Annotated in this window: 12 protein-coding genes; 9 read left to right on the forward strand and 3 right to left on the reverse strand. The window is 66.6% G+C overall.

All coding sequences use genetic code 11. The features are described from left to right. The first annotated feature begins 6 nt into the window (after positions 1-6). Positions 7-1,932 (forward strand): LapD/MoxY N-terminal periplasmic domain-containing protein, encoded by a 1,926-nt coding sequence (locus tag ASC81_RS06795; protein WP_056264045.1) that lies wholly within the window; start codon positions 7-9, stop codon positions 1,930-1,932. A 656-nt stretch (positions 1,933-2,588) separates the two neighbouring features. Here the strand turns inward: ASC81_RS06795 and ASC81_RS06800 are convergent. Further along, on the reverse strand, positions 2,589-4,859 hold the full coding sequence (locus ASC81_RS06800) for a TonB-dependent siderophore receptor (RefSeq protein WP_082536298.1): 2,271 nt from the start codon (positions 4,857-4,859) through the stop codon (positions 2,589-2,591). 202 nt (positions 4,860-5,061) lie between these two features. Here ASC81_RS06800 and apbC point away from each other — a divergent pair, with 202 nt between their 5' ends. The 7 genes from apbC (at position 5,062) to ureC (ending at position 10,240) form a co-directional block, all read left to right on the forward strand. Next, positions 5,062-6,156: an iron-sulfur cluster carrier protein ApbC gene (apbC, locus tag ASC81_RS06805; protein WP_056264053.1), complete on the forward strand. Its 1,095-nt coding sequence runs from the start codon at positions 5,062-5,064 to the stop codon at positions 6,154-6,156. 6 nt (positions 6,157-6,162) lie between these two features. After that, on the forward strand, positions 6,163-7,017 hold the full coding sequence (locus tag ASC81_RS06810; RefSeq protein ID WP_056264057.1) for a putative selenate ABC transporter substrate-binding protein: 855 nt from the start codon (positions 6,163-6,165) through the stop codon (positions 7,015-7,017). A gap of 145 nt (positions 7,018-7,162) precedes the next feature. After that, positions 7,163-7,741 (forward strand): nitroreductase family protein, encoded by a 579-nt coding sequence (locus ASC81_RS06815; RefSeq protein WP_056264060.1) that lies wholly within the window; start codon positions 7,163-7,165, stop codon positions 7,739-7,741. Between the two features lie 4 nt (positions 7,742-7,745). Further along, complete coding sequence (locus tag ASC81_RS06820) at positions 7,746-8,048, forward strand: urease subunit gamma (RefSeq protein WP_056264065.1); 303 nt, start codon at positions 7,746-7,748, stop codon at positions 8,046-8,048. Positions 8,049-8,058: 10 nt separating this feature from the next. Beyond that, complete coding sequence (locus ASC81_RS27485; protein WP_164488624.1) at positions 8,059-8,220, forward strand: hypothetical protein; 162 nt, start codon at positions 8,059-8,061, stop codon at positions 8,218-8,220. After that, positions 8,220-8,525, forward strand: a complete 306-nt coding sequence (locus tag ASC81_RS06825; RefSeq protein WP_056264068.1) for an urease subunit beta — start codon at positions 8,220-8,222, stop codon at positions 8,523-8,525. The genes ASC81_RS27485 and ASC81_RS06825 overlap by 1 nt, the downstream gene beginning before the upstream one ends. Beyond that, on the forward strand, positions 8,522-10,240 hold the full coding sequence (gene ureC, locus ASC81_RS06830; protein WP_056264070.1) for an urease subunit alpha: 1,719 nt from the start codon (positions 8,522-8,524) through the stop codon (positions 10,238-10,240). The genes ASC81_RS06825 and ureC overlap by 4 nt, the downstream gene beginning before the upstream one ends. A 46-nt stretch (positions 10,241-10,286) precedes the next feature. On the opposite strand, the gene ASC81_RS06835 is transcribed toward ureC, so the two are convergent. Continuing rightward, complete coding sequence (locus tag ASC81_RS06835) at positions 10,287-11,510, reverse strand: hypothetical protein (protein ID WP_056264074.1); 1,224 nt, start codon at positions 11,508-11,510, stop codon at positions 10,287-10,289. Positions 11,511-11,823: 313 nt separating this feature from the next. Here ASC81_RS06835 and ASC81_RS06840 point away from each other — a divergent pair, with 313 nt between their 5' ends. Then, complete coding sequence (locus tag ASC81_RS06840; protein WP_056264077.1) at positions 11,824-12,588, forward strand: hypothetical protein; 765 nt, start codon at positions 11,824-11,826, stop codon at positions 12,586-12,588. 85 nt (positions 12,589-12,673) lie between these two features. On the opposite strand, the gene ASC81_RS27745 is transcribed toward ASC81_RS06840, so the two are convergent. Further along, on the reverse strand, positions 12,674-13,746 hold a 1,073-nt coding region (locus ASC81_RS27745), incomplete at its 5' end, for an integrase core domain-containing protein (protein WP_235533576.1).

Genomic DNA, 13,746 nt, shown 5'->3' on the forward strand with positions numbered 1-13,746 from the left:
CAAGACATGTCGTTGATGCGACAGATCGCCTGGCTGGTGCTGGGCGTGGTGCTGGCGGCGCTGGTGGGCGCGGTCGGCCTGTCTGCGCGCTCCACGCAGCAGCTGATGCGCACGCAGCTCGAACTCAAGAACGCCGACAACGCGCAATCTCTCGCGCTGGCGCTGTCGCAGCAGCGCGGAGACGCCGAGCTGATCAAGCTGCTGGTGTCGGCCCAGTTCGACACCGGCGCCTATGAATTCGTGCGCTGGCGCGACGCCGGCGGGCAGACTCTGTTCGAGCGCAGTGGTGCGCCGCGGCCCGGCCAGGCGCCCGGCTGGTTCCGCGCGCTGTTTCCCATCACCGCCCCGGCCGGCGTGGCCCAGCTGTCCAACGGCTGGAACGCCATCGGCGCCGTTGAGCTCAAGAGCCACTCCGCCTATGCACATGACGCGCTGTGGCTGGCGTCGCGCCGGTTGCTGGCCTGGCTGCTCATCGTCGGCATCGTCGCGGCCATTGCCGCCTGGGCGGGCCTGCGGCGCATCCGCCGCCCGCTCGACGCCGCCGTGGCCCAGGCCGAGGGCGTGCTGGCCGGCAGCTATGGCCAGGTCACCGAGCCGCGCGTGCCCGAACTGCAGCGCCTGACGCGCGCGATGAACGCGATGGTGCAGCGCGTGCGCGAGCTCTTCGAGGCCCAGGCCGGCCAGTTACTGGTGCTGCGCCAGCAGGTTCACCACGACCCGCTGACCGGCGTGTCCACGCGCCAGCATTTCCTCGCCGAGCTTGATGCGGCGCTGCAGCGCGACGACGGCCCGGCCATCGCCGGCCTGGTGCTGGTGCGGCTGCGCGACCTGCCCGGGTTGAACGCACGCCTCGGCCGTGGTGCTGTCGACGACGTGTTGCTGACTCTCGTCACGGCGCTGCAGGCCTATCCCGAGTCGGTCGCGGGTTGCCGCGTCGGCCGGCTCAATGGCGGCGACTTCGCGCTGTGGCTGCCCGCCGAGGGCGTGGCCGCCGAGACGGCGCAGGCCCTGGCCGATGCGCTGCGCGCCAGCCTGCCCGCCTTCGGCCCCGGCGTGCAGGTGGCGCTCGGCGCCATCGAGCTGCCGCGCGAGCGGCCGAGCGGCGTCTGGCTGGGCGAAGCCGATGCCGCGCTGGCGCGTGCCGAGCATCAGAACGAGGCGCGGGGCGGCCTGGTCGTCGAGATCGTCGTCGCGGAGCCCGGCGTCGGCCGCGAGCAGGGCGAGGGCCTGTGGCGCAGTCAGCTGCACGACGCCGTCACGCAGCAGCGCGGCCGCCTCGTCGAGTTCCCCGTGCGTGACCGCGGCGGCCGCGTGCTGCATCTCGAATGCCCGTTGCAGCTGCGGCTGGACACCGACTTCCAAGCCGCCGCCATCTGGCTGCCGCTGGCGGCGCGAGCGCGCATGACGGCGCAGGTCGACCTCTTCGCCATCAGCCTTGCTCTTCAGGCCATCGTCGCCGACGGCCAGGCACGCTGCATCAATGTGGCGCCGGCCTCGCTGGCCGATGCGGGTTTCCTGCCGCAGCTGCATGAGCTGTTGGGCCAGTCACCGCAGGCGGCGCGTTCGCTGTTGCTCGACATTGCCGAAGCTGCGGCGGTAGAGCATTTCGAGCGCCTGATGGAGTTCGGCCGCCAGCTGCGCCCGCTCGGCGTGAAGCTGGGGCTGGAGCATGCGGGCGCGGGGCTGGCCCGGGTCGAGCGGCTCTACCAGGCCGGGCTGGACTACGTGAAGCTCGACGCGTCGGTGCTGCTGGGCGTGGCCGGCGAGGCAGGGCGCGCGGCATTCGTGCGGGGCATGGTCATCATGTTGCGCAGCCTGGCGCTCAAGGTGTACGGCGAAGGCGTTGTGGATGCGATGGATGCGCAGGCGTTGTGGGACTGTGAGCTGGATGGATTGACGGGGCCTTGGGTGACGGTGAGCTTGCCGGGTTGATGGGGTGATCTTTGGGGCAGTGTGTCTGCTCGGGAGATTGCCGGGAGTCCCGCCCGGCGGCGGGGTAACTTTCTTCTGCGGGGCCAGAAGAAAGTCACCAAAGAAGAGGCCCTGAACCGCACACCAGCACCACATGCACGAGCTGCGCCGTGCAAGAGCCGGTCGGTCAGCGGGCAGACGCGACCCGCTGCGCTCTCGCTGCTGTCCTTGTCACCAGCACCATCCATCGCACCGTTAGGCCGCTTGACGCGCGGCTGCACGCCGTGCTCACGAGAAAGACCGAAGACAGCGTCGCTCGGGCGACGCGACCGTTGCGCGACATCCACCGGGGCGTCGCCCCAGCGACGCGGTATTGGTATGCCCTGGTGAGCCCGGCGTGCAGCCGGCGTTAACGGGCGTGAAGGGGCGATGGATGGCGCTCTTCACAGGGACAGCAGCGAGAGCGCAGCGGGTCGCGTGTGGGCGCAGTACCGGCGATCGTTTTCGCGCGCCGCTCCAGGCGGCGTCGCGATCGTGTGCGGTTCAGGGCCTCTTCTTTGGTGACTTTCTTCTGGCCCCGCAGAAGAAAGTTACCCGGCCGCCGGGACGGACTCCCGGCAATCTCCTGAGCAGACACGCTCTCGGTAAAGGCGACCGACAAGCAACCTCAACCCACCTCAAATCTTCATCTCCCACCTCAACTGCCACTGCGTATAGCTCGGCCCACCACTGCGGCTCGTCACGATCTGCTGCTCCGTCGTGCTGATGCTGCCCGTGTAGTAGTCCAGCGGCGTCAGGTTGCTGGCCGACAAGCGCAGCGACTGCTCTGGCGTCATGTTCCACATCGCAAACGCGTCCGAGACCAGCTTGCGATTCGTCGTCACCTCCGTCAGCACCGTCTGCTGAATGGTGGACGACGGCGTCCAGTTCAACGACGCACCGAGCGACACGGGCACCGAGCGCAGCCGGTAGTCGAAGCCGAGGTTCGCCGTCGCCTTGGGCTGGCCCTCGATGCGGTTGTTCGGCCCGGGCAGGCCGTCTACCTTGGATGTGAAGAAGCTGACGTTGCTGCGCACGTTGATGGGCAGTGCGTTCGCAAAGTATTCGTCCAGCCGGAACTTGGCCTCCAGTTCCAGCCCCATGGTGCTGCCCTTGCCGAGGTTGCGTGGGCGCGAGACCCAGCGTGACATGCCGGGCAGCCACGACACATCGTCTTCCAGCGCCGTCACGTTGCGTATCAGGTTGGTGATGCTGCGGGCAAAGAAGTTGGCGCTCAGCAGGCCACCCTTGCTGAGGTATTTCTCGTAGCCGATCTCCACGCCCGTCGCCAGCTCGGGCTTCAGGTTCGGGTTGCCGGCGCGGTCGGGCGTCGCGATGTCGTGCGGCAGGTTGCTGTTGATGCTGGGCAACGCGATCAAGTCGTTGAGCTGAGGGCTGCGGTAACTGCGCGTCAGGCTCATGCGGATGGCTTCCTTGCCACCCGGGTCCAGTTTGTAGCGCGCATGCGCCAGCGGTGTGAACACACTGGTGGTGTTGCTGACGGCGTAGTTGGCCGCGCTGCTCTCGGTCTTGATGCCCTCCCAACGCAGGCCAGCGTAGAAGTCCCACTGCTTGCCGACTGTCCACTCATCCTGTGCATAGGCCGCAAAGCGCGTGGTCGACGCATCCAGGTCGTCGCCGAACTCGCCCAGGCCTGCTTGCGGCCTGCCGTCGACCAGCGTCGTGCGGCTGGAGTTGCGGCTGTTGCCTTCGCCCTCGGCGCCGAAGACGATGCTGTGCTCGTTCTCCAGCGTGCGCGAGAACTTGCCGATCAGGTTCCAGTTGCGGTCCCGGCTGTCGGTGCTGTCTTCCTGCAGCCGCGACGGTGCACCGCGCAGGGTCTCCTGGCGCAGGCTGTGGCTCTCGCCGCTGGCGCCGCCCACGCCGCCGCGCAGCTCGACGCGCGTGTCGGCGTCCGGCCGCATCATCCACTGTGCATTCAGCCGCGCCATCGTGAAGCGGTTGTCGCCCTCGCTCTGCGCGCGGTCGAAGTCGCCGGGCAGCGGTGAAGTGGGCGCGGGCGTGGTGGTGCGCGTGATGTCGGAGCGGCTCTCCGATTTGCTCGTCACGATAAAGGGCTGGATCGTCAGGCTGTCCTGCCCGCCCAGCTTGATCTGCACGCGGCCGTTCAGGTTGATGCCCTGGCGCGTGTCCTCGCTGCGGCCGCGCGTGACCTGCAGCGACTCGGCGCCGGTCGCGCGGTTCAGCCGCAGGGTGTCGCTGATGACGTCGTCGCCGCGCTCGCCCCGCATTGCGCTCAGGCTGAGGGTGTAGGTGTGGCCGTCGCCGAAGCTGTCGTTGCGGCTCCAGTTGATGTTGGGGCTGAGCTTGTCACGCTCCAAGCTGACGCCGGCGCGGAACTCGTTGAGCTTCTTCTTCAGCGGCTCGCGCAGCACCACGTTGATCGTGCCCGCAATGGCGCGTGTGCCGTACTCGGCCGTCGGCGCGCGCAGCACCTCGATGCGCTCGACCTGCTCGGGCGGCAGCTGGTCGAGCGAGAAACCTGGCGGCATGCGCTCGCCGTCGACGAGGATCTGCGTGAAGCCGCCGCCCATGCCGCGCATGCGCACGTTGCCGCCGCGGCCCGGGCGGCCGCCGGTGGTCACGCCGGGCAGGCGCTTGAGCACCTCGCCGACGGTGGAGTCACCGTACTTCTCGATCTCCTCGCGGGTGATGACGATCTTGCTGGCCGTGGAAGCGCGGCGGATGGTGTCGTCGCTGGCCGTGCCGCTGATCTCGACGCGCTTGAGCTGCTCGGCCGCCTTGGTGTCGGCTGCCGCCGGCCTGACCGGTGGGCGCACGGCGGGTGCCGACGCGGCGCTTGACGGTGGCGGGGCGGTCTGTGCAAAGGCGGCTGGCAGACCGCAGGCCACCATCGCGGCCGCGGCGGGGATTCTCAGTATTCGCATGGCATCAGCTTGCCATGCGGCCCCCGCCCGCTTGTGGCGGGGCGGTTAACGCAAGCTTTCTTTACAGGCGCGCCGCCATTCAGTCACCGGCATGACGATTTCGCGGTGTGCCGGGCGCCTGCCGGACCCGCGCCCGCCGGCGGATGCCGCCATGCCAAGGGCCTAGACTGCTGGGCCTGTTTCCCGCGAATCAATGCCTGCCATGACCACCATCACCGAAGCCCAGCTTCAACCCCTGCTGCAAGCCGTGCTCGACCCCGGCAGTGGCCGCACGCTCGGCGAGGCCCGGGCGCTGAAGTCGGTGCGGGTGGACGGCGCCAAGGTGGCCATTGACATCGAGCTGGGCTACCCCGCTGCCAGCCAGCACCCGGCGCTGCGCGAGGCGGTCGCCGCGGCGGCGCGGCAGCTGCCCGGCGTCGGCGAGGTCAGCGTTGACATCAAAACCGAGGTCGTCGCCCACGCGGTGCAACGCGGCGTGCAGTTGCTGCCAGGCGTCAAGAACATCATCGCCGTCGCCTCCGGCAAGGGCGGCGTCGGCAAGAGCACCACGGCCGCCAACCTGGCACTGGCCCTGCATGCCGAGGGCGCCCGCGTGGGCGTGCTGGATGCCGACATCTATGGCCCCAGCCAGCCACTGATGCTGGGCGCCAGCGGCCGCCCCGACTCGCAGGACGGCCAGACCATGGAGCCGCACGTTGCCCACGGCCTGCAGGTCAACTCCATCGGCTTCCTCGTCGACGACGACCAGGCCATGATCTGGCGCGGCCCCATGGCCACCCAGGCGCTGGAGCAGCTGCTGCGCCAGACGAACTGGAAGGACCTGGACTACCTCGTCATCGACCTGCCGCCCGGCACCGGTGACATCCAACTGACGCTGTCGCAGCGCGTGCCCGTCACTGGCGCCGTCATCGTCACCACGCCGCAGGACATCGCGCTGATCGACGCCAAGAAGGGCTTGAAGATGTTCGAGAAGGTCGGCATCCCCATCCTCGGCATCGTCGAGAACATGGCCGTGCACATCTGCAGCAACTGCGGCCACGCCGAGCACATCTTCGGCGCCGAGGGCGGCCAGAAGATGGCCACGCAGTACGGCACCGAGCTGCTGGCCTCCCTGCCGCTGGCCATGAGCATCCGCGCCCAGGCTGACAGCGGCACGCCCACCGTCGCGGCCGAGCCGGATGGCGAAGTGGCGGCGCTCTACAAGGCGCTGGCCCGCAAGCTGGCCGCCAAGCTCGCCGCCCAGGGCAAGGACTACTCGTCCAAGTTCCCCACCATTTCCATTTCCAAGAACAGCTGAGGTTCCATGACCCGTCTATCCCGCCGCCTCCTCCTTGCCGGCCTTGCGCTGTGCGCGACTGCCACCCAGGCCCAGCAGGTGCTGCGCGTGACCGCCATCCCCGACGAGTCGCCCACCGAGCTGGCGCGCAAGTTCGCGCCGCTGGGCGCCTACCTGGAGAGCAAGCTGGGCATGAAGGTCGAGTGGACGCCGGTGACCGACTACGCCGCGGCCGTCGAGACGCTCGTCAACAAGAAGATCGACCTCGCCTGGTTCGGCGGCTTCACCTTCGTGCAGGCCAACACGCGCTCGGGCGGCAAGGTCATCCCGCTGGTACAGCGGGAGGAGGACGAGAAGTTCCGCTCCGTCTTCATCACCGACGCCAAGAGCGGCATCACCAAGCTGGAAGACCTCAAGGGCAAGACGCTGTCCTTCGGTTCGCAGAGCAGCACCTCGGGTCACCTGATGCCGCGCAGCTTCCTGCTGGGCGCCAAGGTCAACCCCGACACCGACCTCAAGCGCGTGGCCTTCAGCGGCGCACATGACGCGACCATCGCTGCTGTCGCCAGCGGCAAGGTCGACGCGGGCGCGCTGAACATTTCGGTGTGGGAGAAGTTCGTCACCGAGAAAAAGGTCGACCCGGCCGCGGTCAAGGTCTTCTACACGACCCCGCCTTACTACGACTACAACTGGTCCGTGCACGCCGACATGCCGCAGGCCCTGCAAGACAAGATCAAGGCCGCCTTCCTGGCGCTCGACCCGGCCACGCCGCAAGGCAAGGAGATCCTCGGCCTGCAGCGCGCGACGAAGTTCATCCCCAGCAAGCCCGAGAACTACAACGGCATCAAGGCCGCTGCCGAGAACGCTGGTTTGCTCAAGTGAGCCCCTCGTCCAAGGCGCACCTTGGCCGGTCCCCCGAGGGGACGGCGATGCTTGTCGGATTGACCGACAAGCACATCGCCCAAGGCGGGCCGGCTTGGGAGCGGCCCGGCGCTCGGCCCGCGGCTGACGCCCTGGAGCGAAGGTAATGCCTGAGAGCCTCGACGCCTTGCTGGGCCGCTACTCGGTCGGCCCCAAGCATCTCGTCGAGCCCGGCCCCAGCGACGAGCAACTCGCGCTGATGACCCGCGCCGCCCTGCGTGCGCCCGACCATGCCGAACTGGTGCCCTACCGATTCAAGCTGGTGCGCGGCGCCGCCAAAGAGGGCATGGCTGCCCTGTTTGCGGACGCGGCGCGTGCGGCCGGCAAGGGCGGTGAGGGCGCGGCGCTGGATGTGGAGCGTGCGCTGAAGCCGCCCGTCACCGTTGCCGTCGTCGCGCGCATCGACCTGGGCCACCCGTTGGTGCCGGCCCATGAGCAATGGGCGGCGGTCGGCGGTGCCGTCAGCAACTTCCTGACGGCGGCGCATCTGCTCGGCTTCGGCGGCAAGATGCTCAGCGGCGCCAAGGTGCGCGACCCGGCGATTGCCGCGGCCTTCTGCGACCCGGGCGAGACGTTGGTGGGCTGGATTGCGCTGGGCACGCCCGCCCGCAAACCCTCAGGGCCAGCCCGGAAGCCGGCGAGCACCGAGGTGATGCAAGATTGGCATCCGCCTTGCAAGCCCTGACACCATGGAACTCACTCCCCGAGAGAAAGACAAGCTGCTGCTGTTCACCGCAGCACTGCTTGCCGAGCGGCGCCGCGCGCGTGGCCTGAAGCTCAACTACCCCGAAGCCGTCGCCTTCATCAGCGCCGCCATCCTCGAAGGCGCCCGCGATGGCAAGACCGTCGCCCAGTTGATGAGCGAGGGCCGCGAGATCCTGACGCGGGACGACGTCATGGACGGCATCGCCGAGATGATTCCCGAGATCCAGGTCGAAGCCACCTTCCCGGACGGCACCAAGCTCGTCACCGTCCACCAACCCATTCCCTGAAGCCAGAACCATGCGCGCACTTGCCCTGCTCCTGATCGCCGCCCCGGCGTTTGCTCACGAAGGCCATGGCCCCGCGGGCCCGCACATGCACGGCTGGGACGGCACCGCCACGCTGGCCCTGGTGGCCGCAGCCGGCGTGGCCGTCTGGTGGTTCACCAAGGGCCGCAAGTGATGATCCCGGGCGAGCTGATCACCGCCGACGGTGAACACGAGCTGAACCCCGGCCGCCGCACGCTGACGCTGAAGGTGTCCAACACCGGCGAGCGGCCCATCCAGGTCGGCTCGCACTACCACTTTGCCGAGACCAACGCGGCCCTCGGCTTCGACCGCGAGGCCGCGCGCGGCATGCGGCTCAACATCTGCAGCGGCACGGCCGTGCGCTTCGAGCCCGGGCAGTCGCGTACCGTTGAACTCGTCGACCTCGGCGGCGACCGCGCCGTCTGGGGCTTCCGCGGTTTGGTTCAAGGCAAGCTATGAAGATCAGTCGACGCGCCTACGCCGAGATGCTCGGCCCCACCGTCGGCGACAAGCTGCGCCTGGCCGACACTGCCCTCATCATCGAGATCGAGCAAGACCTGACGCTGCGTGCCGGCGGCTACGGCGAAGAGGTCAAGTTCGGCGGCGGCAAGACCGTGCGCGACGGCATGGGCCAGTCCCAGCGCATCAACGGCCCTGGGCCGGGTGACGCGGTCGACACCGTCATCACCAACGTCGTCATCCTCGACCACTGGGGCATCGTCAAGGCCGACATCGGCCTGCGGGGCTGCCGCATCGCGGCCATCGGCAAGGCCGGCAACCCCGACGTGCAGCCCGGCGTGGACATCGTCATCGGCCCCGGCACCGAGATCATTGCGGGCGAGGGCTTCATCGTCACGCCCGGCGCCATCGACACGCATATCCACTTCATCTGCCCGCAGCAGATCGAAGAGGCGCTGATGAGCGGCGTGACCACCATGATCGGCGGCGGCACCGGCCCTGCCACCGGCACGCTGGCCACCACCTGCACGCCAGGGCCCCACCACATCGCCACGATGCTGAAGGCGGCCGAGGCCTTCCCGATGAACCTCGGCTTCATGGGCAAGGGCAACGCCAGCCGCCCCGAGGCGCTGATGCAGCAGATCGACGCCGGCGCCATCGGCCTGAAGCTGCACGAGGACTGGGGCACCACGCCCGCGGCCATCGACAACTGCCTGAACGTCGCCGAGCTGACCGACACGCAGGTCGCCATCCACACCGACACGCTGAACGAAAGCGGCTTCGTCGAAGACACGATTGCCGCCTTCAAGGGCCGCACCATCCACAGCTTTCACACCGAAGGCGCGGGCGGCGGCCATGCGCCGGACATCATGCGTGTGGTGGGCGAAGCCAACGTGCTGCCCAGCTCCACCAACCCGACGCGGCCGTTCACCGTCAACACGCTGGACGAGCACCTCGACATGCTGATGGTCTGCCATCACCTGGACGCGGGCATCGCCGAAGACCTGGCCTTTGCCGAGAGCCGCATCCGCCGCGAGACCATCGCTGCCGAAGACATCCTGCACGACCTTGGCGCCATCAGCATGTTCTCGTCCGACTCGCAGGCCATGGGCCGCGTGGGCGAGGTGAGCCTGCGTTGCTGGCAGACCGCGCACAAGATGAAGGTGCAGCGCGGTGCTCTGCCGGGAGACGGCACCGGCAACGACAACGCCCGTGTGAAGCGCTACCTCGCCAAGCTCGCCATCAACCCCGCGCTGGCCCACGGCATCAGCCACGAGGTGGGTTCGATTGAAGTCGGCAAGTGGGCCGACCTCGTGCTGTGGAAGCCCGCCTTCTTCGGCGTGAAGCCGTCACTGATCCTGAAAGGCGGCTTCATCGCCGCCGCCGCGATGGGCGACGCGAATGCGTCCATCCCCACGCCGCAGCCGGTGCACTACCGGCCGATGTTCGGCTCCTTCGGCGCGGCGCTTCAGCAGGGCTCGCTGACGTTTGTGAGCCAGGCGGGGCAGGGCAATGTCGAAAAGCTCGGCCTGACCAAGACGCTGGTGCCGGTGAAGGGCTGCCGCTCGGTCAAGAAGGCCGACATGCTGCTCAACAACTACCTGCCGGTCATGGAGATCGACGCGCAGACCTACGAGGTGAGGGCGGACGGCGTGCTGCTGACCTGCGAGCCGGCGAAGGAGTTGCCGATGGCGCAGAGGTATTTCTTGTTCTGAGCTGGTTGAAAGCTGGTCGAGAGATGCTGGTCTGAAGTGCAGCGTCCTACTTCATGACAATGCGATCCCTCAGCCGCTTTTCAATGGCAGGCAGCAGGCGTTTCAACTTTGGCACGACCTCAGTCCCGAACGTGGCAGTCTGGCGTTCGATGTGAGGTGCCATGAAACTGTCGGGCCTAAAGATGTCCACGTACGGCGCATACATGGCGTGATAGCAGTCGCCAAGGTCGCTCGCTAGCGGCGCTCGTGGTTGAGCTGTCGTAGATGTCCATACTGCAGAGTAGAACGTCCTCAACAGCACGCTGAGGCCTGCGCATGTCTCATGCAGCCGTTCGAGCGGAAGGGGCGCTACTGGCATCGGCAACCATTCGTCGGCCATTCGCTGAGCCAGCTTGGCTACAAGCTCGTCAGGCAGCCGGTCCCACGCATTCTTTCCCGCGATAGTTTTGGGTCCGAGCGCAGCAAGCTGGTCTGGAGGGAGCGTGCGAATAGTTCTCGCTACGGCAGACAACTGTTCGACTACCGCCTGCATACGCCTTGACGAATCTCGAAGCCAGCCGTTGAACTTCGAAACGTCCACGCCTTCCGATGAAAGCCATCGAACTAGCCACCGAGGGTCTCGAAGGCTGGCCGTAAACGCGTGGTGCGCCTCTTCTTTGCCAGCCTGGCCGCGCAGGTACCTGGCCAAGATGCGTGCGTCAGCCTCACGCATCGGATACGTTCTCTGAAGATCTCGAGCCGCGTCGATGCTAGGCGCTGCGCTAAGTTGACGCTGCAACTTAGCAGAAGGCGCCCCGTTCTTCACTAGCTTCTTTGCTACCCGCCGAAGGGCTCTGTTCTGCTGCAGACCCTCTATGACACTTCCTGCTGCCTCTTCGACGAGTTTCGCGCGCGAAGAATTGAACAAGCCGTCGATCGCGGGGAACCAGTCTCCCTCTGTGTTCACCACGTCGAACTTGCGCGGGCGCCCCTCGCGCAGCGCCAGAAGCTCCTCGGTCACCAACCTATCCATCGACGGCAATGAAAGTCTGCCGCAGAGCGAGACCAAAAGGTCCACCTTGCCTATCGCAAGATCAGCGTGCGTGCTTTCTACAGGCGCTAGCTCGACTATGTGTGCCTGCGAGAACACGCAATGAATGTCCCCTTGCGCGACAAATCGCTCCAGCCCCCGGCGTTCGATGTCCCATTCGTGCACGCGCTTGGGGTCGGACATGACTGAGAAGTCACTGCTATCGAGATAAACAAGAAGTGGCTTCTCAGTTTTACGCATGGGGATTTGGCTTGTTTCCAAAATCTGGTCGCGAAACGCCAGTCTCGAAATTACATCCCGTCGTGAGCCGGGCGCGAGGGGCAGGTCATCTAAATCTTCGTCACCTGCCGGCCACACGATCTTCGCCGCTAGACAAGCTACCGCTCCACGTCTCGCCGGCCACAAGCTGGTCGAGGCGCTGATCGCACAGGGCGTCGACACCGCGTTCGGCGTTCCAAACGATAGCTCAGCAAACCATGCTTACCCGGTCCATGTTGACCGGGACTGTTGAGTCATTTCGTACCATGCGCCCCTTTGATCGCTGGGAGGCGGTATGCAGAAGAAGCGGCAGCGTCAGGCAAAGGGTGATGCGCCACCGGCGGCCAAGCCGTGGTACCAGAAAACCTGGGTGGGAGCGACGCTTGTCGCCGGCGCGATCGGCACTCTTCTTTCAGGTATCAGCTCTGTGCTCTTGAACGGGCCGACATACATCGCGAACGCTGAGAAGATGCCCGGCGAGTTCGAGCGGGTCTCGAACAAGTTCCTCTCGTGGCTGTATGAAGATGAGAAGTGGACTGGTTACTTCGGCACCATGCCTGAGGCCTACGCCGATATCGAGGACATGCAGCTGACGAAGTCAGATCGGAAGTTGACCGTTCACCTGATGGCAGAGCGTGGCTACATCGGTGGAGAAATTGTGAGCCAGGCGATATGCAGCGGGAAACCGTTCCCCGATTACCTGCTGTTGGAAGGTCGGGTAAGCATGTCAGGCGACAGTGCCTCGGTTGTGGCGTGGGATGTCGTCGGCGGCAAGCGGCAGAACTACTTCACTTTCTCTATTGAGCGTGAACCAGCTGTGTTGACGCTCCGTCAGATGGAAGGCGTTCAAGGCGTCTTGCCAGTGCCGGCGAGAGTTGCGCTATATCCCGAGATGAAGGTTGAGGAAAAGATCTACGAAGCCTTGCGTGAAGTCTGCAAGGGCGAGCGCGAGCTGTTTCTCGACAAGCTCCACGAACAGCGAGCGAAGCTCGGCATGATCTTGCCCCTGCATAACCGGACACGGTCTATGCGCTGGTTGGCGCGCTCCCGGTCTGGGTGACGCGCTGTTGATGTTGCCTGAACTCCCTGGGTGACCGCATCCGCAGGCTCGAGCCTGATCTTGCCCCTGCATAACCGGACACGGTCTATGCGCTGGTTGGCGCGCTCCCGGTCTGGGTGACGCGCTGTTGATGTTGCCTGAACTCCCTGGGTGACCGCATCCGCAGGCTCGAGTGCGGATGCACGTTGTTGAAGTGCTCGAAGGCCGCGGGCAGCTGTGCCATCACCGTCTTGGCGTCGGCCAGGTCCATGCGGCTGACGTAGTCGCGCTTGAAGGTGTTGACGAAGCTTTCGGCCATGCCGTTGCTCTGCGGGCTGCACACGGGCGTGTTCACTGGCTTGAGGCCCAGCGAGCGAGCAATCGCGCGCGTGTCACCGGCGATGTACGCGCCGCCGTTGTCCGTCAGGAACTCCAACTGGCGGCCCTGAGGAAGGGCCTCCACGGCGCCGAAGCGCTTCTCGACGGCCTCGATGAGCATCTCGCGCACGGGCTCGCCTGGCAGACCTTTGCCGGGCCATGCACGCCACGCCATGACCTCGCGGTCGCAGCAGTCCTTGGCGAACGTGGCGGTCACGGTCTCGCCGGAGTCGCACTTGATCTCGAAGCCGTCTGAGCACCAGCGTGTGTCGCTTGCGCTCACCGCCACCTTGCCTTCGTGCTTGCGGCTGGACTGCGGCCTGCGAGGTCTGCGCAGCATGGTCGCGGCCAAAGCGGGCCATCTCCAGCGAGTCGGCAACCCCCCCGCCGGTGGCCAGGGCCAGGTCTTGCAGCGCGCCATCCACGTAGTAATGTGCCAGCAGTCCTTGGCGAACGTGGCGGTCACGGTCTCGCCGGAGTCGCACTTGATCTCGAAGCCGTCTGAGCACCAGCGTGTGTCGCTTGCGCTCACCGCCACCTTGCCTTCGTGCTTGCGGCTGGACTGCGGCCTGCGAGGCGCCTTCGGCAGCAACAGCTTGGCCTCTGCCATCACGCGGTAGGCGCGCTTCGGGTTCACCACCTGCCGCCCCTCGACTCTGCGCTGGCGATTGACCAACGCACAAGCCCGGCGATAGCCGTAGCTCGGCAGATCGGCGATGTGCCGCTGGAGCTCGCCCAGAAGTTCTTCGTCCGGTGCTGGCGTCCGGTTGATCCGCGCGTCGTGCCAGTCGCTCGGGCGAT

The sequence above is a fragment of the Pelomonas sp. Root405 genome (assembly GCF_001425165.1).
GTDB lineage: Bacteria > Pseudomonadota > Gammaproteobacteria > Burkholderiales > Burkholderiaceae_C > Pelomonas.